17 protein-coding genes are annotated in these 23760 nt (G+C 67.7%); all 17 read right to left on the reverse strand.

Translation table 11 applies throughout. From position 1 onward, the window contains the following. Nucleotides 1–5: 5 nt before the first annotated feature. On the reverse strand, nucleotides 6–2471 hold the full coding sequence (locus DLJ53_RS20035) for a glycosyltransferase family 4 protein (protein WP_111348500.1): 2466 nt from the start codon (nucleotides 2469–2471) through the stop codon (nucleotides 6–8). Between the two features lie 104 nt (nucleotides 2472–2575). Then, nucleotides 2576–3571: a GDP-mannose 4,6-dehydratase gene (gene gmd / locus DLJ53_RS20040; RefSeq protein WP_111348502.1), complete on the reverse strand. Its 996-nt coding sequence runs from the start codon at nucleotides 3569–3571 to the stop codon at nucleotides 2576–2578. A gap of 241 nt (nucleotides 3572–3812) precedes the next feature. Beyond that, nucleotides 3813–4592 (reverse strand): transporter substrate-binding domain-containing protein, encoded by a 780-nt coding sequence (locus DLJ53_RS20045; RefSeq protein WP_111348504.1) that lies wholly within the window; start codon nucleotides 4590–4592, stop codon nucleotides 3813–3815. A gap of 23 nt (nucleotides 4593–4615) precedes the next feature. Then, nucleotides 4616–5323, reverse strand: coding sequence for an amino acid ABC transporter permease (locus DLJ53_RS20050; protein WP_244935112.1), 708 nt, complete (start codon nucleotides 5321–5323; stop codon nucleotides 4616–4618). After that, nucleotides 5320–5955, reverse strand: coding sequence for an amino acid ABC transporter permease (locus DLJ53_RS20055; RefSeq protein ID WP_226580654.1), 636 nt, complete (start codon nucleotides 5953–5955; stop codon nucleotides 5320–5322). Before DLJ53_RS20055 ends, DLJ53_RS20050 begins: the two co-directional genes overlap by 4 nt. A gap of 96 nt (nucleotides 5956–6051) precedes the next feature. Then, complete coding sequence (locus tag DLJ53_RS20060) at nucleotides 6052–7290, reverse strand: DUF1501 domain-containing protein (protein WP_111348510.1); 1239 nt, start codon at nucleotides 7288–7290, stop codon at nucleotides 6052–6054. Nucleotides 7291–7292: 2 nt separating this feature from the next. After that, nucleotides 7293–8651, reverse strand: coding sequence for a DUF1800 domain-containing protein (locus tag DLJ53_RS20065; protein WP_111348512.1), 1359 nt, complete (start codon nucleotides 8649–8651; stop codon nucleotides 7293–7295). Between the two features lie 91 nt (nucleotides 8652–8742). Beyond that, on the reverse strand, nucleotides 8743–9912 hold the full coding sequence (locus DLJ53_RS20070) for an acetyl-CoA acetyltransferase (protein WP_111348514.1): 1170 nt from the start codon (nucleotides 9910–9912) through the stop codon (nucleotides 8743–8745). 329 nt (nucleotides 9913–10241) lie between these two features. Beyond that, nucleotides 10242–11027 carry an SDR family NAD(P)-dependent oxidoreductase gene (locus tag DLJ53_RS20075; protein ID WP_425320968.1) on the reverse strand — a complete coding sequence of 262 codons (786 nt, stop codon included), beginning with the start codon at nucleotides 11025–11027 and terminating at the stop codon, nucleotides 10242–10244. Next, nucleotides 11024–12919, reverse strand: coding sequence for an AMP-binding protein (locus DLJ53_RS20080; protein ID WP_111348516.1), 1896 nt, complete (start codon nucleotides 12917–12919; stop codon nucleotides 11024–11026). Before DLJ53_RS20080 ends, DLJ53_RS20075 begins: the two co-directional genes overlap by 4 nt. Before the next feature lie 85 nt (nucleotides 12920–13004). Then, a complete protein-coding gene (locus DLJ53_RS20085) occupies nucleotides 13005–13169 on the reverse strand; it encodes a YdcH family protein (RefSeq protein ID WP_111348518.1) in 165 nt (54 codons plus the stop codon). A gap of 76 nt (nucleotides 13170–13245) precedes the next feature. After that, the gene (locus DLJ53_RS20090) at nucleotides 13246–14454 is read right to left on the reverse strand and encodes a multidrug effflux MFS transporter (protein ID WP_202913253.1); all 1209 of its coding nucleotides are present in this window, start codon (nucleotides 14452–14454) and stop codon (nucleotides 13246–13248) included. Between the two features lie 111 nt (nucleotides 14455–14565). Continuing rightward, complete coding sequence (locus tag DLJ53_RS20095) at nucleotides 14566–15600, reverse strand: AbrB family transcriptional regulator (RefSeq protein ID WP_162409411.1); 1035 nt, start codon at nucleotides 15598–15600, stop codon at nucleotides 14566–14568. Nucleotides 15601–15681: 81 nt separating this feature from the next. Next, entirely contained in the window at nucleotides 15682–17100 is a 1419-nt protein-coding gene (locus DLJ53_RS20100) for a glutamate synthase subunit beta (protein ID WP_111348524.1), read from the reverse strand. Nucleotides 17101–17251: 151 nt separating this feature from the next. Then, nucleotides 17252–18100: a 23S rRNA (adenine(2030)-N(6))-methyltransferase RlmJ gene (locus DLJ53_RS20105; RefSeq protein ID WP_111349101.1), complete on the reverse strand. Its 849-nt coding sequence runs from the start codon at nucleotides 18098–18100 to the stop codon at nucleotides 17252–17254. Next, nucleotides 18097–19038: a 5'-methylthioadenosine/S-adenosylhomocysteine nucleosidase gene (locus DLJ53_RS20110; protein ID WP_202913254.1), complete on the reverse strand. Its 942-nt coding sequence runs from the start codon at nucleotides 19036–19038 to the stop codon at nucleotides 18097–18099. The genes DLJ53_RS20105 and DLJ53_RS20110 overlap by 4 nt, the downstream gene beginning before the upstream one ends. After that, nucleotides 19035–23705: a glutamate synthase large subunit gene (gene gltB / locus DLJ53_RS20115; protein ID WP_111348526.1), complete on the reverse strand. Its 4671-nt coding sequence runs from the start codon at nucleotides 23703–23705 to the stop codon at nucleotides 19035–19037. Before gltB ends, DLJ53_RS20110 begins: the two co-directional genes overlap by 4 nt. Nucleotides 23706–23760: the final 55 nt, after the last annotated feature.

Raw genomic sequence — 23760 nt, forward strand, 5'->3', positions numbered from 1 at the left:
AGGCTCTACCGCAGAGACGCAAAGATCTCGTCCAACCGCTTCGCGTACTTCCGCGCCTGCGCCTCGATCGAGAAATTCTTCGCAACAAATGCCTTCGCACGCTCAGCCCGTCGAATCCGCTCGTCCGGGTTCGCGCGCACGGCTCGCATCATCTCCACCGCGCTCTCGAGCTTCGGTTGCGCCCAGACCTGATCACCATCGACGAAAATATACTCGTTCGCCTTCGGCTCTACGAGATCGTAGTCCACGATCCAGGAGTGCTCGGGCAACGTGAAGTCCATGTTGCCCGAGTAGCCTGTGGTCAGGATCGGTACGCCGATGCTCATCGCCTCGATGAGGCCGAAGCCCCAACCCTCTGACCGGTGCAAGGAAACGTAGCAGTCCGCGCCCCGCTTCAGCTTCATCAGGTCGGCGTAGTGGAGCGTTTCGTTCAGAATCGTGATGCGCGGATCCGTCGCGGCGATCTCCAGCAGCCGGTCCCAACGCATGGTTTGGTGCGGATCGTCGACAAAATCGCGGTTGTGCGTCTTCAGAACGAGGAACACGTCCTCGTCCTCGCCGAAGGCCGCCTGGAAGGCTTCCACCACCCCGTGCGGGTTCTTCCGCTCCACGAAGGAGAACGAGTCGAACGTCGCGAGGAAGACGAACGTGTCCGGCCCGACGGGGAGCCGCTCGCGCACCCAGGCACGCGAGGCGTTGCGGCCCGGGTCGGCCACCTCCTCCACCGCCATGCCGACGTTGCGCACCGGCTTGTCGCCCATCACCGGCTCGTAGATCGTGACGCCGTACTCGGTCGCCACCCAGATCTCGTCCACCAGTTCGAACGACAGGAGCTGCGCGTCGGACGGGCGCGACAGCTCCCAGAAGTAGTACCCGATGTTGTAGGCGCCGTTGTAGACGTCCGGCAGGTAGGCGAGCGCCATCGGCAGCGTCTCGCCGTTGAGGTGGATGAGGTTCACCTTCGCCGGCTTCGGCTCGTCGAACGCCAGCTCCTTGGAGTTCATGCCCACCGGGGCCGGATTGTCGAGGTCGAAGTCGACGACGTTCGGCTCGTATCCGGCCGCCTTCAGCGTCTCGAACGACAGGCGCGAGGCCTGCCCCAGCCCGGACGACTTGGCGAGCGGGCCGATGATCTGCAGCGGGATCCGCTCCTCGCGCGGGGTGGTCGCGGCCGGGAAGCGCGCCGCGTCGAACCGGTTGCCCTGCGCATCGAACGTGTTGAAGCGCAGCCGCTTCAGATCGAAGGCGTTGCCGAGCAGGTACTTGGCGTAGCGCTCGGCGTCGAACACCTCGGTGATCGCCTCGCCGCTCGGGTGCATCGCCTGGACGGTCTTGTCGAACAGCGTCTCCCGCGGCGGCCCGTCGAACAGCGCGGTCAGGTTCTTCGTCGGCAGGAAGCGGATCATGCCCGGGTGGCGGATCGCCTCCAGCAGCAGCCAGACGTGCATCAGCCGGCGATGATCGGGCGTCGAGAGGTCGAGCACCTGGTAGCGCGGATTGGCCTTGTGCTCCTCCTCGATGAAGCGGGACAGGGCCCACTCCTTGCCGAGGAAATAGTTCGGCACGCGCCGCAGCACGTCGACGTAGTAGTCCGGGACGAGGCAGTCCTCGGCGCGCAGCTCCACCGCCATCTCCAGCGCCCACCAGCGCACGAACTTCTCGTACTGGAAGATGTCTGTGAGCGGGAACACCTCGGCCGCCCCCGGGGTCGTCATCGCGTACGACAGCGAGGCCTGGGAGAGCTTGTAGCGGTTGCCGACGAGCGGCACCGGCGCGTTGAGGTAGGCGATCTCGTCCGCGCCAAGCGGGATGCGGAACCGGGGGCGCATGCCGACGTAGTTGTCGAGATACCAGCGCAGGTAGCGGTTCCTGGCGGTCTCCGACCCGTCGAGCGGCAGGCCCTGGTAGAGCTTCAGCCGCGTGTGCTGAAACTCGAGGTACGGCGACAGCGACTGGCGCACGTTGCCCTTCGACGCCCCCTGAAAGGCGAACATCGTCTCCTGCAGGGGGTAGCGCTTCGGCTCGCCGCGCACCGGCATCTTCTCGAGCCGGGCGCCGGACTTCGCAACCAGGGCGATGGCGCTGTCGAGCGCCGGGGCGACGGCGCTGCGGATCTCGTCGGTGACGCCGCTGCGGCTCTCCAGCACGCGCCGGGCGACGCGCTCGAAGCTCCCCTCGCCGCTGCCGCGCACGAAGAACTCGAACGGCAGGTCCCGCTCGGCGAGCGCCTCGCGCAGGTTATCGGTCAGCTTCCAGTAAAAGCCCGACTGCAGCGGCCCGAGGCCGGCCGCCTCCACGTCCTTGCGCTTGACGTCGGCGCGGATCACCGATGTCGGCACCCCGTCGATGACGAACTGAAGGGTCAGCGGCGGGTGCATCGGATCGTTCCGATCCGTCACCCAGCCCGAAACTTCGCTCGAGGAGAAGACGTCGATATTGAGGGCGAATCTGGACGTCTCGCTCACGCTCATGTGTCTCTCAATCGGTCGCCAAATCACGCGTCGGCAGGCGGCATCTCCACCCTACCGAAATCGCACCCTACAAGGTCCGCGTGCAAGATAACTTTTCAGGCAATTTACGCCGGGACAAGATGGCCCTGGTTGTTGTGCCGCTCGAGGTCGGCGTCGACCATCTCGCAGATCATTTCCTCGAGGGTCGTCTTCGGCTCCCAACCCAGCGTTTTCCTTGCCTTGGTCGGATCGCCCAGGAGAATGTCGACCTCGGCCGGTCGGAACAGGGCCGGATCGATGACGAGATAGTTCGACGACTTCAGCCCGACGTGGCCGAACGCGATCTCGACCATGTCACGCACTGAGGTTGTGCGGCCGGTGGCGACGACGTAGTCGTCCGGCTTCTCCTGCTGCAGCATCATCCACATCGCCTCGACGTAGTCGCGGGCGTGGCCCCAGTCGCGCTTGGCGTCGATGTTGCCGAGGCGCAGCTCGTCCGAGAGGCCGAGCTTGATACGGGCCACCGCGTCGGTGACCTTGCGCGTCACGAACTCGATCCCGCGCAGCGGCGATTCATGGTTGAAGAGGATGCCGGAGGAGGCGTGCATCGCGAAGCTCTCGCGATAGTTCACGGTCATCCAGTGGGCGAAGAGCTTGGCCGCGCCGTAGGGCGAGCGGGGGTAGAACGGTGTCCGCTCGCTCTGGTGCGCCTCCTGGATGAGGCCGAACATCTCCGAGGACGACGCCTGGTAGAAGTGCGCGTTCGGCTGTGCGATCCGGACCGCCTCGAGCACGTTGGCCGCGCCGAGGCCGGTGACGTTGCCGGTCAGCAGCGGCTGCTGCCAGGACGAGGCGACGTAGCTCTGGGCCCCGAGGTTGTAGACTTCGTCCGGCCGCGCGGCCTCGACCGAGCGCACGAGGCTCGACAGGTCCGTGAGGTTGGCGTCGAGAAACCGGACGTCCTTCTGGATCTTCAGCCAGCGGAGGCGATGGTCGGCGATCCCGAAATGGCTCGAACGACGCACGACACCGTAGACCTCGTACCCCTTACCGAGGAGCAGCTGCGCCAGGTAGGCTCCGTCCTGTCCGGTGATGCCGGTAATGAGTGCCGTAGGCGCCATGCGGTTCTGTCTCGCTTACTCGAAATTCGAAAGGCGCGGCACCGCCCCAGGGGCAGCACCCCGCACAGGGATTGGCTCGGCGCAATTACCAAAGCTCCAACACCTGGACAATAGTTCGCCCGGAAACGCAGCTTGGCGGCTACGGATATAGAAAAAAATCACATTTGGAAAAGGACGGCTAAATGAAGGCCACCGCCGGCGCGTTTCGCACCGACGGAGTGCAGCGAGGTTGCCCGGATGCTCAGAGGGAGGGCAGATCCGGCAGCGGCTGGCCCAGCCACTTCTCCGACAATTCGTTCAGTTCCCCACCGAGCTTCTTGTGGAGAATGAAAACATTCACCCACTGCAGGAGGTCGATGTTGCCCTTCTTGATGCCGATGAAGGCGGGCGATTCCTTGATGATGAACTTCGTCTCGATCGACAGGTCCGGGTTGTCCGAACCGAGCTGCGCCGCCACCGTGTTGCCGGTCACGATGACGTCCGTCTGGCCGGACACGAACGCCGAGATCGTCGCCGCGTTGTCGCCGAAACGGATGATCTCGAGGTCTTTCGGGCCCTTTTCAGTGAGCTCCAGGTCCTCGAGCGTGCCGCCGGTCACGCCCACCTTGTGACCGGCGAGATCGGCCATCGAGGCGATGGAAAGGTCGGATGCGGCAAATGCGCCGGAAAAGAACGGCGCATAGGCCGACGAGAACCAGATCGACTTCGCCCGCTCCGGATTGGCGCCCATGGAGGAGACCACGAGGTCGACGCGGTCCGTCTCCAGGTAGGGGATGCGCTGGGGCGAGGTGACGGGCACGAGCTCCAGCTCGACGCCGAGGTTCTCGGCGATCAGGTTCGCGACGTCGACGTCGTAGCCGACATACTCCCCCTCCATGCCGAGCGAGCCGAACGGCGGGAAGTTCTCCGGAACGGCGATCTTGATCGTCCCGGCGGAGAGGATGTCGGAGAGGTCTGCGAGCGCGGGGGTCGCGAAGGCGAGCGTGGCCGCGACGGCGGCGGCGATTGTAGTCCTGATCATCGTTGCTCCTTGGGTTGAAATGTCTATCCGGCGGCCGTCTTGTCCGCCCCGTGAACGGCGCCGAGTCGCCGCTCCAGCCGGCGCGAGAGCTTCGACAGCGGAAAGCAGAGGCAGAAGTAGATGAGCGCCATCAGCGGGAAGATGACGAACGGCTCCGTCCCCGGCACCGGCGCGTTCGCCCAGCGCCGGCCGATGGTCATGAGGTCGTGGAAGCCGATGATGTAGGCGAGCGAGGTGCCCTTGATGATCTGCACCATGAAGCCCACCGTCGGGGCGATCGCGAGGCGCAGGGCCTGCGGGGCGATGATGGTCCACAACACCGGGCGGAACCGCAGCCCCAGCGCGAAGCCCGCCTCCCACTGCCCCTTGGCGACGCCGTTGACCGCCCCGGCCCAGACTTCGGACAGGTAGGCGCTCGCATAGAGCGTCAGCGCGACGGAGGCCGCCAGCCAGGAATTGATGTTCATCCCGATGAGGCGCGGCACGCCGAGCCCCAGCAGGAACAGGAGCATCAGCAGCGGCACCGACTGGAACAGCCAGATGTAGCCGGAGGCCAGCGTGCGCGCGGTGCGGCTCGTCGTGATCTTCGCCGTCGCGACGACCGCGCCGATCAGCCCGCCGCCCAGGAAGGCGATGAGGGTCAGGTAGATGGTGTACTGCGTCGCCGTGAGGAGCTGGGCGAGGACGATGCCGTAGGGCTTGCCCAGGATGGACACGAAGGCATCGGTCATCGCGACGCCTGCCATGCGAAGAGGCGCCGCTGCAGCAGGCTCAGCACCACTTTGAAGCCGACCGCGATGACGACGTACATGATCGTCAGCACCGTGAAGACCTCGAAGGACCGGAAGGTGCGCGAATCGATGTAGAGGCCGGCGTTGGTGAGGTCCGGGACGCCGATCTCGGCGACGATGCCGGTGGTGAGGAAGAGGAAGATGAACTGGCTGTTGAGCGAGGGGAACACCGCCGCCACGGCCTGCGGGAAGATGACCTTGCGATAAAGGAGCAGCGTCGGCAGCCCCAGCGCCCGCGCCCCCTCGATCTGCCCCTTGGCGATCGAGAACAGGCCCGCCCGCAGGATCTCGGCGAAATAGGCCGAGAAGTTGAGCGTCAGCGCCAGCGCCGCGTGCGCCCAGAACGGCCACGCGTAGCCGAGCAGCATCGGCAGCCCGAACGCCACGAAGAAGAGCTGCACGATCAGCGGCGTGTTGCGGACGAACTCGACGTAGACGACCGCGACCTGCGCCGCGACCGGCACGGCGAAGTAGCGCGCCGAGGCGAGCCCGACCGCGAGGATGAACCCTATGATGCCGCCGATGGTGGCGAGCGCGATCGAAAAGCCTGCGCCTTCGATCAAGCGGAGCACATACTCCTCACTCCGCCAAATCTCGAAGAACCTGAAGTCCATCGCTTGCCTCCCGCGATCGGGAAGCAAGCGATATGCCGACCTTATGGGCGGGGATCAGGTCCGGCGGACGAGGCCGTCGATGGGCCGCAGCCCCTCCGTGCCGGGGAAGACCGAACCGCCCAGCATGCGCGGGTCGAGGCCGAGGTGGTCCCGCGCGACGCCCTTCAGAACGGCACGAAGGTCCGTCGTCGGAGCGAGGTCCCGGCCCTCGAAGAGCGCGTTGGGGGCAAGGCCCGGCCAGTCGGCGTAGACGCGGCCGCCCTTCACCGCGCCGCCCAGCAGCATCGCCACCGTCGCGGTGCCGTGGTCGGTGCCGTCGCTGCCGTTCATGCGCACCGTGCGGCCGAACTCCGTCATCACCGCGACGACGGTGTTGTCCCACGCATCGCCCAGCGAATCGCGCAGCGCGCCGATCGACAGGTCGAGCGCCGTGAGTGCGCGGCCGATCCGGCCGGAGGTGACGCTCTGGCGCAGGTGCGTGTCGAAGCCGGACATGTCGAGGAAGCCGACGCGGGGGCCGTCGTCGGTCGACATCGCGCGGCCCGCGGCGGTCGCAGCGGCCACGACCTGCCGCTCGAAGCCGTTGGCCTCCATCGTGCCGAGCATCGCCTTGACGGCCTCCCCGGTCTCCACCTCGCTGCCGGTGACGCGCGAGAGGTCGAGCCCCTCGGCCATCGCCCTGGCGAGCACCGGGTCGGTGTGCTCGTACATCATCAGGAGACGCGAGCGCGTGTCGTCGGATGCCTCGGCGAAGCCCGGCGGCAGCCAGGTCACCACCCGGGGCGCTCCGCGCAGGGTCAGCGGCGTCGTCGTCGCGGCGGCGAACGCCCCGTCCCGCGCCACGTCGCCGTCGGCCGGCAGGCCCTGGATGATGCGCCCCAGCCAGCCGTCCTTGTAGTGCGCCGCGGCCGTGGTGCCGTTCTCCAGAACGTCCTGCGCGTCGAAGTGCGAGCGCTCGCGGTAGGCCGTGTGCGCCGCGTGCACGAACAGCGCCTCGCCCTTGCGGTAGAGCTCCGCCAGACGCGTCATCCGCGGGTTGAGGACGAAGAAGCCGTCGAGCGGGATGCCCGCGTCGGGGCCCTCCAGCGGCATCGAGAATTCGTCACGCACGGCCTCGTAGGACGGGTCGCCGATGGGCGCCACCACGGCGAGGCCGTCCATGCCACCGCGCAGGATCAGCGCCACGAAGCGGGGGTCACGCGAACCGGCCGCCCGTGCGATCGTCGGGATCGAGGCCCAGGCCGTGAACGCGGCACCGCCGATCAGGACGGACCGCCGAGTAGGATGCAGCATGCCTATCTCCGTTGAAACGCCGGGCTCATCAGGAGCAACACCAGGGCCTGATGCCGATCTTCCGCCCGGTCGACCGTTTCGGCGACGAACGGATCGAGGTCGTCGCCGAACAACTCGCGCGCAAGCGTGCGCCCGTCCGCCTTCTTGGCGAACCGCTTCACCATCGTGCCGGCGAAATCCACTCGCTCGAGCACGCTGTCGCCTCCCAGGAAGTCATTGTCCTTGTAGGGCCATCCGGCCGGCGATGGCGGCTTCCATATAGGCTGGCCGAGCGCATCGCAAACCTGGGTCAGGAATCGCGGCGGCAGCTCCGCGACCTCGAGCGCACGCCCCGTCGAGACGAGGAAGTCGTACGGCGGCACCACCTTGGTCGGCTCGGCCGACCACGCGTCGGGGTGCGAGATGAGCGTGAAGGCGAGCTCGGCGAGGTCGCCGTCCGTCTCCACGAAGGAGACGCGCAGCGCCTCGACGAGGTCGTCCGAGGCCTGGTCGCCGACGAAGTGGTGGGCGAACTTGCGGGAGATGAACTTCGCCGTCGAGGGATGCGCGGCGAGGTCGTCGAGGACCGCCAGAAGCTGGCGCTGCCCCGGTTGGCCGTACTTGCGCCCCAGGATCGTGCGCGCGCCGGGCTCGTGCCAGCGCGCGTCGAACTCGGGGTTCTTGGGACGGGGCTGCATGGCGCCGGTCCACCCGGTCAGGGCGAGGGCGAGCTCGTTGACGTCGGCCTGGGTGTATCCGCCGTCGACGCCGAGGGTGTGCAGCTCGAGGAGCTCGCGGGCGAGGTTCTCGTTCAGCCGGCCCTTGCCCCTGCGCCGGCCGAGCTTGCTGTTGGGACCGATGGAGCGCCAGTTGTCGAGGTAGATGAGCATCGCCGGATGCGTGATCGCCGCGTGCAGCATCTCGCGGAAGCTGCCGGTGACGTTGGCGCGGATCGCCTCGCGCTCGTAGTTCCCGGCGAGGAGGCGCACGGTCACGTTGCGCGCCTCGACGGCGAAGTGGTTGGACCAGAAGAGGACGAGGCGCTCCAGGAACGGAGTCGCGGTGGTCACGCCGTGCTTGTAGCGCGCCTCGAGCTCGGCCGCCTCCACCTCGCGCATGACCTGCTGGCGGGCCTTGACGGCCTCCTGCCGGGCCGCCTCGGTCTCGTCCGTCCGGTTCTTGCGGAACGCACGCGCGAGCTCGCGGAATTCGCGGTCCTTGGCGAGATAGCGCTCGCGAATCGTGTCGAGGTCGTCGAGGGACGCGATCCGCGCCCCCCGGGGATTGTCGAGTTCGGCCGCCAGCGACTCGCGCGTCGGTCCCGGGTCCTGTTCGGGTCCGAGGCCGAAGCGCGTGGCAGCAGTCAGCGCGGGCGAGCGCATGGATCACCTCCCTGCCGTGTGGAGGGCCGGCGGCCCTCCGATCCGACGTCGTGATGATCCTGCCCGCGTGAACCGGCGTTGAACGAGTCGGTTAAGCCTTCAGCGGCTGCAGGATCGAGACATAGTTGGCGACAGCGGCGCCACCCATGTTGAAGATGCCGCCGAGCTCCGGCGACTTCAGCTGCATGTCGCCCGCCTCACCGGCGAGCTGCATGGCGCTCACGACGTGCATGGACACGCCGGTCGCACCCACAGGGTGGCCCTTCGCCTTCAGGCCGCCCGAGACGTTCACCGGCAGCTTGCCGTCCACCTCGGTCCAGCCCTCGTGAATGGCGCGGGCGCCCTCACCTTCCTTCGTCAAGCCCATCGCCTCGTACTCGATGAGTTCGGCGATCGTAAAGCAGTCGTGAGTCTCGACGAAGGAGAGGTCGTCGAGCGTGATGTTGGCCGCCGTCAGCGCGCGGCTCCAGGCCTCGCGGCAGCCCTCGAAGCGGATAATGTCTCGCTTCGACATCGGAAGGAAGTCCTGGACATGCGTCATATTGCGGAAGGCGACGGCCTTCTTCATGCCGAGCGCGGTCGGGATGTCGGTGATCACCGTGGCGGCCGCGCCGTCGGAGACGAGCGAGCAGTCGGTGCGCTTCAGCGGGCCGGCCACGGTCGGGTTCTTCTCCGACTCGGTGCGGCAGAACTCGAAGCCGAGGTCCTTGCGCATCTGCGCGAAGGGGTTCTTCACGCCGTTCTTGTGATTCTTCGCCGCGATCATGGCAAGCGCGTCGGACTGGTCGCCGTAGCGCTGGAAGTAGTTGCCGGCGATCTTGCCGAAGACGCCCGCGAAGCCCGCCGGGATGTCGCTCTCTTCCTTGAGGTAGGCGGCGCGCAGGAGGTTCTCGGCGATCTGCGGCCCGGGGGTCGTCGTCATCTGCTCGACGCCCACGACGAGGACGACCTTGGCGTCCTTCGAGGCGATCGACTTCAGCGCCTGGCGGATGGCGCCCGAGCCGGTCGCGCAGGCGTTCTCGACGCGCGTCGCCGGCTTGAAGCGGAGGCGGTCGTCGGCCTGGAGGACCAGCGAGGCGGTGAAGTCCTGCTTGGAGAAGCCGCCGTTGAAGTGGCCGAGGACGATCTCGTCGATGTCCTCCGGGCCGACTCCGGCGTCGGCCATCGCGTCGTTGGCGACGCGGGTGACGAGGGACTCGACCGTCTCGTCGCCGAGCCTGCCGAACGGGGTGTGCGCCCAGCCTACCATCGCAGCCGTCATAGAATCCTCCATTCTTCTCGCGGTCGACGCCGCAGTCGTCGTTGCGCGGCCACCGCCGCAATCGTGATCTCGCGGCGCGCGCCGCGGTGTCTGTCGCGCGGCCGAAGCCGCGGTGCCCGTGCCGCGGCGCGTGCCGCGATCGTCGTGGTCCGGCCTGCGCCGCAGCCGTCGTTCGCCGCCCGCCGGCGCAGTCGCGTGCTATGTCAAATAATCATTTAATCGCGACATTGACAGCACCGGCACCGCACGTCAGCCAAAATCGTCTGACGTTTCTGCGCAAATTGTAGCCCTGCTCCGTGACTGTCCAATCCGGCGGCAGTGTCGGCGGGCTAGTCGACCGGGACGACGGTGTCGAGCGGGAGCCGGCCGCCGTCGGCGTAGACGGTCTGCCCGGTGATGTAGCTCGACTCGGGCGAGGCGAGGAACGCGACGACGGACGCGATCTCCTGCGGCCGCCCCGCGCGCCCCATCGGCGTACGCGACATCAGGATCTTCATCGCGCTGGTGTCGCGCGAGCCGCGTGGCGGCAGGTCCGTCTCCATCGAGCCCGGACCGACCGCGTTGACCCTGATCCCCCACGGCGCCAGCGCCACCGCGCTGACGCGGATGAGCTGCGTCAGGGCGCCCTTGGAGAGGGTGTAGGGCACCTGCGAGGTCATCGCGAACACCGCGTTGACCGAGCTCATGTGGACGATGGTTCCCGGCTGCGCCCCGTTCTCGACGCGCTCGACCATGTGCCGCGCCACCCCTTGGGAGATCAGGAAGGCGCCCTTGAGGTTAACCCGCAGGACGCGGTCGAAGTCCTCCTCGGTCAGTTCGAGGAACTCCGCGCCCCCCATCACCGCGGCATTGTTGGCGAGCACGTCGATGGCACCGAAGGCATCGATCGTGGCGGCGATGAGGTTGCGGACGTCGAGCCGCTCGGCCACGTCGCACTCGTGGAACATCACCTGGCTCTCGGGGCCGAGCGCCTTGGCGGCGCGCTGCCCCTCCGCCGGGTTCGCGTCGGCGAGCATGACGCGCATGCCCTCCTCGATGAACCGCTCGGCCACCGCGCGTCCGATCCCGCGCCCGGCGCCGGTCACGATCGCGACCTTGTCGGTCAGTCCCTTCACGCCGCGGCGCCGGGCTTGCCGATCGCGTCTTCGATGTCCGTGAGGGCGCCCGGGTCGTCGATGGTGGCGGGCATCGTGTAGCTCTCCCCGTCCGTGATCTTCTTGATCGTCGCCCGCAGCGTCTTGCCGGATCGCGTCTTGGGCAAGCGCGGAACGGCGATCACCCGCTTGAAGGCGGCCACGGGACCGACCTCCTGACGCACCTTGGCCACAAGCTCGGCCTCCAGCCCCTCGAACGAGGCGTCGGGCCGCAGCACCACGAAGCCGACAGGAGCCTGCCCCTTGATGGCGTCCTCCGCACCGATCACCGCGCACTCCACGACCGCCGGATGGGACGTCAGCACGTCCTCCATCACGCCGGTGGAGAGGCGGTGGCCGGCGACGTTGATGACGTCGTCGGTGCGGGCCATGATGAAGACGTAGCCGTCGTCGTCGATGAGCCCGGCGTCGGACGTCGCGTAGTAGCCGGGAAACGCCTCGAGGTAGGCGGAGCGGAAGCGCTCGTCGTCGTGCCACAGGGTCGGCAGGCAGGCCGGCGGGAGCGGCAGGCGGATCGCGATGTTGCCCATGACGCCGCGTGGCAGCTCCTTGCCCGCCTCGTCGAGGATGACGACGTCGTAGCCCGGCATCGGCTTGGTCGGCGAGCCGGGCTTGACGGGAAGGAGGCCCAGCCCGACCGGGTTGCCGCAGATCGCCCAGCCGGTCTCCGTCTGCCACCAGTGGTCGATCACCGGCACCTTGAGCGCGCGTTCCGCCCAGTCGATCGACGCCGGGTCCGCCCGCTCGCCCGCCAGGAACAGCGCGCGCAGCGAGGAGAGGTCGTAGTTCGCCGGCAGCAGGCCGTCGGGGTCCTCCTTCTTGACCGCACGGATCGCCGTCGGCGCGGTGAAGAGGGAGACGACCTTGTGGTCGGCGATGACGCGCCAGAACGCGCCCGCGTCGGGCGTGCCGACGGGTTTGCCTTCGTAGACGACCGTCGTCGCCCCGATCAGTAGCGGGCCGTAGACGATGTAGGAGTGGCCGACGACCCAGCCCACGTCCGAGGCCGTCCACCACACCTCCCCCGGCTCGATGCCGTAGAGGTTCTTCATCGACCAGGCCAGCGCGACGCAGTAGCCGGCGTTGTCGCGCACGACGCCCTTGGGACGCCCGGTCGTGCCGGACGTGTAGAGGATGTAGAGCGGGTCGGTGCCCCTGACCGGTTCGCACGGGACCGTCCGCCCCTCGGCCATCGCTGCCTCGTAGAGCGGGCCGAGGTCGTGGTTGCCGTCGCCGGAGAGGTCCGCCGGCCCCTCCTTGCGCTGGAGGTAGAGGACAGGCGGCGCCGCCCTGGCGATCCGGCGCGCCTCGCTGATCAGCGGCTCGTAGGGAACGACGCGCGTCGGCTCGATCCCGCACGAGGCGGCGATGATGAGGGTCGGCCCGGCATCGTCGAGGCGTGCGGCGAGCTCCCTGGCGGCGAAGCCCCCGAACACGACCGAATGGATCGCACCGAGGCGCGCGCACGCCAGCATCGCCACGACCGCGTCCGGGATCATCGGCATGTAGATGATCGCCCGGTCGCCCTTGCCGAGGCCGAAGTCCTTCAGCACGGCCGCCATCGCGTTCACGCGCCGGGCAAGTTCGCCGTACGTCCAGACCGTCTTGCTGCCCGTGACGGGGGAGTCGTGGATTACCGCAGGCTGGTCCGCCCGCTCCGGCAGATGCCGGTCGACGGCGTTCCAGCACGTGTTGACGACGCTGTCGGCGAACCAGCGGCCGTAGATCCCGGCGTTCGGGTCAAAGGCTTCTCTCGGCGGCTCGATCCAGTCGACCGCAGCCGCAGCATTCAACCAAAACGCGTGAGGATCTGCCTGCCAGGTTTCGATCGTCGCCTGGTAAGCGTTTGACATTCCCCCCTCCCCGTTTGCGCTCGTACCTTCGGCGCGTTGGCGGCACGATGCCACCAACGCAAAGGAGGCGCAAACGGGAGAGCTGCTAGGCTCTTATTCGGGCAATTTCGTCTTTGAGGCGAAGCTTTTCCCGCTTGAGTTGGATGGCGGTGAGTTGGTCGACACTAGGATGTGTGGTGAGGTTTTGGAGCTCAGCTTCGATCGCGGCGTGCCTGCGCTCCAGCGCAGCCTTACGTGCCTCAGCGGACATCGGCCCCTCCGTGCTTAGCTGGATAAGAGACTAGCACATTCGAATCCGATATCTACATCTTTAGGTCGAAAAAGTGCTACTCTTTCATTCCGATAGGGTGCGCCGATGCATGCATCAGCCGTCCCCGCTCCGTCACCACCACGATCGCCAGAGAAATCACGGCAAAAAGCCCGTAGCCGACGATCAGGGGGTGCGCTGATCCGTCGTACATCTGGCCGATCGTGCCCCCCAGAATCGCCCCCATGCCCGTCATCGCGAAGCCGACGAACGAGGATCCCGTGCCCGCGATCGAGCCCAGCGGCTCCATCGCCAGCGCGTTGAAGTTCGGCAGCATCAATCCGATCAGGAAGAAGGATACTGACAAAAACGCGACCAGAGGCAGCATCGCGAACTCGCCGACGATCGCGTGGATGAGGTTCGTGACCAGCGCCAGCGCCACGAACAGCAGCAGCGAGCCGTGCGACAGGCGGCGCATGCCGATCTTCTCGACGAACCGCGAGTTCACCAGGCTGGCCACGACCATGCCGCCGGCAACGCTCGCGAAGATCAGCGGGAACCAGGTGACGACGTCGTAGACGTCCTCGAAAAGCTGCTGCGCGCTGGCGATGTAGGTGAGCAGGCAACCGAAGATGAAGCCGAGGCTCATCGTGTAGCCCACCGTCTGGCGGCTCTGCAGGATGATCCGGACCGCGCGCAGGATCGGCACCGCCTTGTGCGAGCCCGATCCGGAACGCGGGTTCGTCTCCTCCAGCCGGGTCGACACCCAGATCATGATGCCGATCGAGAAGATCAGCAGGAACATGAAGATCGGCTGCCAGGATCCCAGCAGCGCCAGGAGGCTGCCGAGCGAGGGCGCGATGATCGGCAGGATGATGAAGACCATCATCACGATGCTCATGATCTGGCTCATGCCGCGGCCGACGAAGCGGTCGCGCACCACGGCCACCGCGACGACCCGCGGGCCCGACGCGCCCAGCCCCTGGATGACCCGCGCCGCGAGCAGCGCCTCGAAGCTATGAGCGAAGATCGCCAGCAGCGTGCCGCCGATGTAGACGACGAAGCCGCCGATCAGGACGGGCTTGCGCCCGATCCGGTCCGACAACGGCCCGACCACAAGGTGCCCCGTCGCGAACGCCGCCATGTAGGCGGTGATCACGAACTGCTGCGAGTTGGGGTCCAGTAGCCCGAAGTCCGCCGCGATATTGGGCAGCGCCACGAGCATGATGTCGACCGACAGCGCCGTCAGCGCCATCGACATCGCCATCATGCCCACAAACTCGGCCATGGAGGTATTGCCGAGTCTGTGTGATTGATCGCTCATTGCATCACTTTCTCAATTTGATTGCTGCGAGACCTAATGCGTCGGACGCGCAGCGACAGGCATGGCAGGTGTGCCCTACCCGCCTACCGAGCTCTCGCTTCGCCATCGCCGCCCCAGGGCGGAGACGATGGGCGGCAGCGAAAGGGAAAGAAGTATCATTCGCGCGGTGTGGATGAGCGCGACGAAGGCCACGTCGTAGTTCAGAAGGAAGGACAGCGCGATCATCGTGTCGATGCCGCCCGGCGCGTAGGCGAGGAAGACGGTCCCGAGCGGCCGGCCCAGCACCTCGGCGAAGACCGTCGCGACGGCGAGCGAGGTCAGCGCCGCCGCAACGAACCCGGCCAGCGAGGCGAGGAACATGCGCATCAGCCCGTCCCGCTCCACGCCGCGGAAGCGCAGCGCGACGCTCGCCCCCAGCATGATCAGCGCGAAGGCCGCCATCCAGTCCGGGATCGCGACACGTGCCAGACCGGTGATCGACATCGCCGCGCCGATGATGAGCGGCCCCATCAGCGCCGGCGCCGGGATCCGGATCTTGTAGGCGACGAACACCGCCACCGCGGTCAGCGCCAGCGTGAAGACGACGTCGAACGCGGTGGTGTCCGGCGGCGCCATGTGGAGCCCGCCCTGCTCCGAGCCGCCCAGCGCGAAGGGGATGATCGCCACCAGAATGAAGAGCCGAAGCGACTGGGCCATCACCACCCGGTCCATCCGCGCGCCGCCGTCGGTGGAGACGGCCAGCACCAGCGGCAGGTTGCCCGGGATGGAGCCGCAGAGCGCGGAGAGCCGGTCCCAGCCGCCGAGCCAGCACAGCATCGCCGCGCTCGCCGCCGTGGTGCCGGCGATCACCATCACGAGACCCACCAGCGCGATGGGCGCCGTGGCGAGCTGCTGCAGCGCCTCGGGGCTGATGCTGGAGCCCATCACGGTGCCGAGCACGGAGAATGAGCCGGCGCGCACCGGGTTCGGCAGATCGATCGGCAGGCCGACCAGGATGGCGATCGCCACCGCCGCCGCCGATCCCGTCAGGAAGGCGGCCGGCATGCCGATGGTGTTGAAGAGAAAGGCGCCGAGGGCGCCGATGCCGATGGCGAGCAGCGTCAGGGCCACACGCCGAGCGTTGAACGTCGGCGCCACGATGTCTGGCGCCGGTCCTGTCGATTCGTCGTGTGACGGAGGCATGAGGCTCCCTTAGCGCGGGAGCGTCGTCGCCCCCATCAGGTCGAGGTCGATGGCGCGCGCAGCCTGGCGTCCCTCGCGGATCGCCCAGACCACGAGGCTCTGTCCTCGCCGCACGTCCCCTGCCGCATACACCTTCGAGACCGATGTGCGATAGTCTGTTGTGTTAGCAACTATGTTGGTACGCCCGTCCAATTGTAGCTCGTTGCCCGACAGATAGGTGTCGAGCCGCGGGCCCGAGAAGCCGATGGCGACGAGGACGAGATCGGCGCGAATGTCGAACTCGGTGCCAGCGATCGGCTTGCGCTTGGGGTCGACCCGGGCGCAGCGCACGTGGGTCGCGCGGCCGTTCTTGCCGACGATCTCCAGCGTCGCCACCGCGAACTCGCGGTCCGCGCCCTCGGCCTGGGACGAGGACGTGCGGAACTTCGTCGGCCAGTACGGCCACACGACGTCCTTGTTCTCGCGGATGGGCGGCATCGGGCGGATGTCGAGCTGCGTGACCTGCAGCGCGCCCTGGCGGATCGAGGTGCCGATGCAGTCCGACGCCGTATCGCCGCCGCCGATGACGACGACGTTCTTGCCGGAGGCCATGATCGGCACCTCGTCGAACGGCTCTCGCCCGACGCGGCGGTTCTGCTGCACGAGGAACGGCATCGCGTAGTGGACGCCGGCGAGCTCGATGCCCGGCAGGCCGGGATCGCGCGGCCGCTCGGCACCCGTCGTCAGCAGCACGGCGTCGAACTCGGCCGCGAGCGTCTTCAGCCGGTCGGCACCGACGTCCGCGCCGAAGTGGAAGACGACGCCTTCGGCTTCCAACTGCGACTGGCGGCGGTCGATGATCCCCTTCTCCATCTTGAAGTCGGGGATGCCGTAGCGCAGCAGGCCGCCGGACTTGGCGTAGCGCTCGAAGACGTGCACCTCGTGGCCGACGCGGGCGAGTTGCTGGGCCGCGGCCATGCCGGCCGAGCCCGCACCGATCACGGCAACCTTCTTGCCGGTGAGGCGCGCGGGCGGCTGCGGCGCGATCCAGCCGTTCTCCCACGCCTTGTCGGCGATCGCCTGCTCGATCGCCTTGATGGCGACGGGCGTGTTCTCGATGTTGAGCGTGCACGCCTCTTCGCACGGCGCCGGGCAGACGCGGCCGGTGAACTCGGGGAAGTTGTTGGTCGAGTGGAGGTTGCGCGCCGCCTCCATCCAGTCCTGGGTGTAGACGAGGTCGTTCCAGTCGGGGATCTGGTTGTCGACGGGACAGCCGGCATCGGACTGGCAGAACGGAATCCCGCAGTCCATGCAGCGCGCCGCCTGGCGTTCCACTTCCGGGTCAGTGAGCGGAAGGGTGAACTCCTTGAAATGACGAATGCGATCCGCCGCCGGCTGGTACTTCAGTTCCTGCCGGTCGATCTCCAAAAATCCCGTGACCTTCCCCATCGTCACCCTTTCATTCCATACCGCCGTTGACTGCAACGGATGGCAGTATGGGTCAATCTAAACGCGTCGTCCGACCTTCGAAGAGCGCACGGCGACGCGTTCGCGCCACAGATCAGTCCATGTCCGCGGCGCGTTCTTCAACGCGCCGACTTTACGTCTCGCCGCGAAGCCAAACAACGCGATGCGTCGCGGCTCCGTCCTGCGCCAGGAGATCGGTGAGCGCCGGAAGCAGCGCCTTCAGCTCCCCCTCCAGAGTGAAGGGCGGATTGACCACGATCACACCCGAGCCGGAAAGACCACCCTCGGCCTCCCCCCTGACGCTCAGCTCCGCCGCCAGGACCTTGGGGATCCCGGCGCCTCTCAGCCCCCTGTGCAGCGCCGCCACCGGCGCGCCCGCCTTCAGCGGATACCACAGGAGGTAGACCCCGCCCGCGAACCGGCGGTGCGCGGCCTTCAGACCGTCGACCAGCCGGTCCCAGTCGGCCGCCTCCTCGTAGGGCGGGTCGACCAGCACCAGGCCCCGCCGCTCCTTCGGCGGCAGATGCGCGCCGAGCGCTAGCCAGCCGTCGATGTGCAGCACCTTCACCCGCCTGTCGCGCCCCAGCGCGTCCACGAGAAGGCCATGGTCGACGGGATGCAGCTCGATCGCCTCCAGCGCGTCCCCTTCGCGCAGCATGTGCTGCACGATGAGGGGCGAGCCCGGATAGTGAAGGAGCCTCTCCCCCTCGTTGACCGCCGCCACCGCCTCACGGTACGGCGCCAGCAGCCCGGCCACGTCGTCCGGCAGCGTAGCGCCCGCGAGGCGGGCGATCCCGTCGCGCCACTCCGGCGAGCGGACCGCCTCCTCCGCGCCGAGATCGTAGAGGCCGATCCCGGCGTGGGTGTCGATCACGCGAAACGGCTTGTCCTTGCGCCTCAGGTACGCGAGGAGCCGGGTCAGAACGACGTGCTTGAGGACGTCCGCGTGATTGCCGGCATGGAAGGCGTGCCGGTAGTTCAGGGCTGGCCCGCCTCCGCCCCCTCGGCGAGGAAGGCGCGCACCATCCCGGCGGAATTCTCCGCGGCGATCGCCATGAAGGTCTCCATCTCGTTCTCCGCCTCGCTCCCGCCGGCGAGATCCGACAGGGAGCGGAAGGCGATGAACTTCACGCCATTGGTCGCCGCGACCTGCGCCACGGCCGCGCTCTCCATGTCGACAACGCTCGCGTCGAACGTGTCGAACACGTACTTGCGGAACTCCGCATTGTCGACGAAGGCCGAGCCGGACACGCCGTTGCCGCCGACCACCACGCGCGGCGCCTCGCTGAGGCACACGCCCGCGCCGGTGCAGCTCTCCAGCGCCACCTTCACCGAGGCCCGGGTCGCCCGCGTCAGCAGCCCCTCGTCCACCTCGAACCAGAACCGGTGCTCCGGCTCCTCGTGCCCGTCCGAGCGGACGAGCTCCGGCTGCGGGTACAGCATGCCGTAGTTCGGATACTCGGCGTGCATGAAGGACGGGATGGAGTAGCCGTCGGTGGTCTTCCGGGCGATGAGGACGTTGAAGTACGACGCCCAGCGGTCCGGCACGACCACCTCGCCGAGGGTCAGCGACGGATCCACGCCACCGGCGATCCCGGAGAAGACGATGGTGTCGACCGTGTAGCGGTCGAGTACCATCTGCGCCGACATCGCGGCGTTGACCATGCCGACGCCCGACAGGAGCAGCACGACGGGCGTCCCGTCGATGGTCCCGGTGACGAAGCGCACACCGTTCTCGACCGCGTCCGTACGGTCCTCGATCATCTCCTGAAGCACGCCCCATTCCGGCGCGAAGGCCGACATGACCGCGATGCGCGGGGTGGGATCGACCGGCTCCGCGGCGGCCGCGAACGGCACGCCGACGCCAACCGCCGCGGCAAATGCCACGGCGGCCAGGGGCCTCGCGAGGGCGCGGATCACTCCGCCGCCATCCCGATGCGCTGTGCCTCCATCTCTTCCATCGCGCGGCGATAGTCGACCGGCATGACCTTCACGAACTTCGGCCGGAAGAGGTCCCAGTTGTCGAGGATCGCCTGACCGCGCGCCGAACCCGTGTACTTCACGTGGTTCTGGATCATGGTCAGCAGGCGCTCCTCGTCGTGGTGCGTCATGTTGACGGAGACGTCGACGCGCCCCTTCGTCTCGAGGTCGCCGCCATGGTGGTGGAGGCGCTCCATGAGGTCGTCCTCCTCGACGACCGGCTCGAGGTCGACCATCGCGAGGTTGCAGCGCTTCTTGAAGTCGCCCTCCTCGTCGAGCACGTAGGCGACGCCGCCGGACATGCCCGCCGCGAAGTTGCGGCCCGTGTAGCCGAGCACCGCGACCGCACCGCCGGTCATGTACTCGCAGCCGTGGTCGCCGCAGCCTTCCACCACCGCGACCGCGCCGGAGTTGCGCACCGCGAAGCGCTCGCCCGCCACGCCCGAGAAGTAGGCCGAGCCGGCGATCGCGCCGTAGAGCACGGTGTTGCCGACGATGATCGCCTCGCTCGGGACGATGGTCGACTCCGGCCGCGGCTTGACGATGATCCGCCCGCCGCAGAGGCCCTTGCCGACGTAATCGTTCGCATCTCCGGTCAGGTCGAGCGTGACGCCGGTCGCAAGCCAGGCGCCGAACGACTGGCCGGCGGTCCCCGTCAGCTTCACGACGACGGACCCGTCCGGCAGGCCCTCCATGCCGTGCGCCTTGGCGACCGCGCCCGACAGCATCGCGCCGACCGTACGGTCGATGGAGCTGACCTGCTTCTCGATCACCACCTTCTCGTGCTGGTCGATCGCCCCCCGCGCCTCGGCGACGAGCTGGCGGTCGAGGACCGTCTCGATCGGGTGGAGCTGGCGCGTCGTGTTGCGCTGCTCCTCCATCGGCTCCGGCATCTTCACGAAGACCTTGCGGAAATCGAGGCCCTTCGCCTTGTAGTGGTCGAGCAGGCGGTGCTGGTCGAGGACGTCGACCATGCCGATCGCCTCGTCCATCGTGCGGAATCCCGCCTCGGCGAGGTATTTGCGCACCTCCTCAGCCACGAAGAACATGAAGTTGATCACGTGCTCGGGCTGGCCCTTGAAGCGGCGGCGCAGGACCGGGTCCTGGGTCGCGACGCCCACCGGGCAGGTGTTGAGGTGGCACTTCCTCATCATGATGCAGCCGGCCGCGATCAGCGGCGCGGTCGAGAAGCCGAACTCGTCGGCGCCCAGCAGCGCGCCGATGAAGACGTCGCGGCCCGTCTTCAGGCCGCCGTCGACCTGCAGGCGGATGCGCGAGCGAAGGCCGTTGGCGACCAGCGTCTGGTGCGCCTCGGCAAGTCCCATCTCCCACGGCGAGCCGGCGTGCTTGATCGAGGTCAGCGGCGAGGCGCCCGTACCACCGTCGTAGCCCGCGATGGTGATGTGGTCCGCCCGCGCCTTGGCGACACCCGCCGCGACCGTGCCGACGCCCACCTCGGAGACGAGCTTGACCGAGATGTCGGCCCCCGGGTTGACGTTCTTCAGGTCGAAGATGAGCTGCGCCAGATCCTCGATCGAGTAGATGTCGTGGTGCGGCGGCGGAGAGATGAGGCCCACGCCCTGCGTCGAGTGGCGCAGCTTGGCGATCACCGCGTCAACCTTGTGGCCGGGCAGCTGGCCGCCTTCGCCGGGCTTGGCACCCTGCGCCATCTTGATCTGGATCTGGTCGGCGTTGACCAGGTACTCGGTCGTCACGCCGAAGCGGCCCGAGGCGACCTGCTTGATCGCCGAGCGCTTGGACGCGCCGGACGGGAGCGGACGGAACCGGTCCGGATCCTCGCCGCCCTCACCCGTGTTCGACTTGCCGCCGATCTGGTTCATGGCGAGCGCCAGCGTCTCGTGCGCCTCCTTGGAGATGGCGCCGAGGCTCATCGCACCCGTCACGAAGCGCTTGACGATCTCCGCCGCCGGCTCGACGTCATCGAGCGCGACGGGGGCGCGGCCGAGCTCGTCCGCGTTCTTGATGCGGAAGAGGCCGCGCAGGGTGAACCGGCCCGACTCCTCGTTCACGAGGCGGGAGTACTCGTCGAACCTGTCCTGCGCGTTGCCGCGGACGGCGTGCTGCAGGTTGGCGACCGTGTCGGCGACCCAGAAGTGGTGCTCGCCGCGCGTGCGGAAGGCGTACTCGCCGCCGACGTCCAGGTGACGGGCCATCAGCACGTCGTCGGAGAAGGCGATCTTGTGCCGGCGCACGGTCTCCTCGGCGACCTCCATGAGGCCGACGCCCTCGATCGTCGTCGCGGTGCCGAAGAAGAAGCGGTCGACGAAGTCCTGGCTGAGGCCCACGGCGTCGAAGATCTGCGCGCCGCAGTACGACTGGTAGGTGGAGATGCCCATCTTGGACATCACCTTCAGCAGCCCCTTGTCGATCGACTTGATGTACCGCTCGACGATCTCGGCGTCGTCGACCTCCTCCGGGAAGCCCTTGTGGAGCTCGGTCAGCGTCTCGAACGCGAGGTACGGGTTGATCGCCTCCGCGCCGTAGCCGGCGAGGACGGCGAAGTGATGCACCTCGCGCGGCTCACCCGTCTCCACGACGAGGCCGACGGACGTGCGCAGGCCCTTGCGGATCAGGTGATGGTGGACGCCCGCCGTCGCCAGCAGCGCCGGGATCGCGATGCGCGAGCGCGACACCAGACGGTCCGACAGGACGATGATGTTGTACCCGTCGCGCACCGCCTTCTCGGCCCGGTCGCACAGGCGGTCGATCATGTCGGCCATCCCCTCCGCGCCCTGCTCGGCCGGGTAGGTGATGTCCAGCGTCTTGGTGTGGAACTGGTCGTCCGCGATGTCGCCGATCTCGCGGATCTTCTCCAGATCGTCGTTCGTCAGGATCGGCTGGCGCACCTCGAGCCGCTTGCGCTTGGTCTGCCCCTCAAGGTCGAAGAGGTTCGGGCGTGGGCCGATGAACGACACCAGGCTCATGACGAGCTCCTCGCGGATCGGGTCGATCGGCGGGTTCGTCACCTGGGCGAAGTTCTGCTTGAAGTACGTGTAGAGCAGCTTCGACTTGTCCGAGAGGACCGACAGCGGCGTGTCGGTGCCCATCGAGCCGAGCGCCTCCTGCCCGGTGATCGCCATCGGCGACAGGAGCAGCTTCAGGTCTTCCTGCGTGTAGCCGAAGGCCTGCTGGCGGTCGAGCAGCGACTCGTTCGTGCGCGGCGCGCGGCTGCGCACCTGGCGCTGGTCCTCGAGGACGATCTGCGTCTTGTCGAGCCACTCCTGGTACGGCTTCTCGGACGCGAGCTGATGCTTCACCTCCTCGTCGGAGATGATGCGGTGCTCCTCGAGGTCGATGAGCAGCATCTTGCCGGGCTGGAGGCGCCACTTGGTCTTGATGCGGGTCTCGTCGATCGGCAGCACGCCGGCCTCGGAGCCCATCACGACGAGACCGTCGTGGGTCACGCAGTAGCGCGCCGGGCGCAGGCCGTTCCGGTCGAGCGTCGCGCCGATCTGGCGCCCGTCGGTGAAGACGATCGCGGCCGGTCCGTCCCACGGCTCCATCAGGGCGGCGTGGTACTCGTAGAAGGCGCGCCGCTCGTCGCTCATCAGCGGGTTGCCGGCCCAGGCCTCGGGCACCAGCATCGCCATCGCGTGGGCGAGCGAGTGCCCGCCCTGGACGAGGAATTCCAGCGCGTTGTCGAAGCAGGCGGTGTCGGACTGGCCCTCGTAGGAGATCGGCCACAGCTTGGAGATCTCGTCGCCGAACAGCGACGAGGACGCCGTCGCCTGGCGCGCGGCCATCCAGTTCTTGTTGCCCCGCAGGGTGTTGATCTCGCCGTTGTGGGCGACCATGCGGAACGGATGGGCGAGGCCCCAGGACGGGAACGTGTTGGTCGAGAAGCGCTGGTGGATGAGCGCCAGCGCCGACTTGAACCGCTCGTCCGTCAGGTCGGCGTAGTAGGCGCCGAGCTGGTGGGCGAGGAACATGCCCTTGTAGACGATCGTGCGGCAGGACAGGGAACAAATCACGAAACCGAACTCGGCCGGCGACCGGCCCTCGTAGACGGTGTTCGAGATCACCTTGCGCAGGATGAAGAGCCGGCGCTCGAAGTCCGTCTCGTTCTCGATCCCCGGCCCGCGACCGATGAAGAACTGCTTGATGACCGGCTCGGACGCCTTCACCGACTCCGACAGGACCCCGGAGTGCACCGGCACGTCGCGCCAGCCGAGCAGGGTCTGCCCCTCGGCGGCGATGACGTCCTCGACGACCTGCGTCTTGTCGAGGTGGTCGGGCGGCAGGAACATCATGCCGACGGCGTACTCGCCCTTCGCCGGCAGCTCGAAGCCGAGCCGGGCCGCCTCCGCGCGGAACAGCTCGTCCGGCATCTGCATCAGCAGGCCGGCGCCGTCGCCCATCTCCGGGTCCGCGCCCACCGCGCCGCGGTGGGTCAGATTGACGAGGATCTCGAGGCCCTGCTTGACGATCTCGTGCCGCGCCACGTTGTTGATGTCGGCAATGAAGCCGACACCACATGCATCATGCTCCTTGTCGGCCCGGTAGAGGCCCTCCGTCGGAGCACGACGGGTCGCGGTGGTGGTCGTCTTTTGCGTGTGAGAGCGTGCGATGGGCAGCAGCTGGGTCATCGTCAATCTCCTTCAGCCCGCAAGCGGGCACGCCTCTTAATCGGGTCGCCCGTCT

Source organism: Acuticoccus sediminis (assembly GCF_003258595.1).
Classification (GTDB): domain Bacteria; phylum Pseudomonadota; class Alphaproteobacteria; order Rhizobiales; family Amorphaceae; genus Acuticoccus; species Acuticoccus sediminis.